Source organism: Mesorhizobium sp. M7A.F.Ca.CA.002.05.1.1 (assembly GCF_003998335.1).
Classification (GTDB): domain Bacteria; phylum Pseudomonadota; class Alphaproteobacteria; order Rhizobiales; family Rhizobiaceae; genus Mesorhizobium.
The window spans coordinates 1-830 of the sequence record NZ_RZQI01001454.1 but is presented as its reverse complement, the minus strand read 5'-3'; the positions used below and the strand labels follow the sequence as shown (position 1 = coordinate 830).

The following is an 830-nucleotide window of genomic DNA, read 5'->3' as shown; positions in this document are numbered from 1 at the left end:
GCATCGAGGCGCTGACCGGCGAAGCCGCGCGCAAACATCTCGACGAGCAGGATAGGCGGCTGAAGGCGGCGGCAGCGGTGCTGAAGATTTCACCGGCCGACGTGCCGGCGCGCGTCGAGACGCTGCTCGAAGAGCGCAAAAAGCTCGAGAAGGAACTGACCGAGGCGCGCAAGAAGCTGGCGCTGGGCGGGGGATCGTCAGCCGATGCTCCAGCCGCCAATGAGACGGTCGCCGGTATCGGCTTCCTCGGCAAGACGGTCTCCGGTGTCTCGCCGAAGGATTTGAAGCCGCTGGCCGATGCCGGCAAGAGCTCGCTCGGCTCCGGCGTCGTCGTCTTCGTCGGCGCCGGCGAAGACAACAAGGCAAGCGTCGTGGTGGCCGTCACCGACGACCTCATCGATCGCTTCAGCGCCGTCGACCTTGTCCGCGTGGCCTCCGCCGCATTGGGCGGGCAGGGCGGCGGCGGGCGGCCCGACATGGCCCAGGCCGGTGGCCCCGACGCTTCCAAGGCCGATGATGCGATTGCAGCAGTGAGGGCGGCACTCGAAGCGGCGTAGGCTAGTGGGCAGTTCAGGGGGGAGCCCTACCTTCCCAAGTAGCGCTGCCCCTCATCTGGCTGCCGCCATCTTCTCCCCGTAAACGGGGAGAAGGGCGCTTTCGTCGCGGCTTTCGCCACTCGCCAGCCTTGCAAAAAAAGAGGCGCCGGCGTTGCGGCCAGCCTCTTTCTCCCCGTTTTACGGGGAGAAATGCCCGGCAGGGCAATGAGCGACTATCTGTGGTGTCAAGTTGCATTGGCGAACTCCATGCGCGCATCGCGTGCTTTTGCATTG

The 830-nt window shown here is 66.0% G+C and carries 1 protein-coding gene; it reads left to right on the top strand.

All coding sequences use genetic code 11. The annotated features are described in order from the left end of the window. The coding region (locus EN939_RS36315; protein ID WP_245473311.1) for a DHHA1 domain-containing protein at positions 1-557 on the top strand (557 nt) is incomplete at its 5' end. Positions 558-830: the final 273 nt, after the last annotated feature.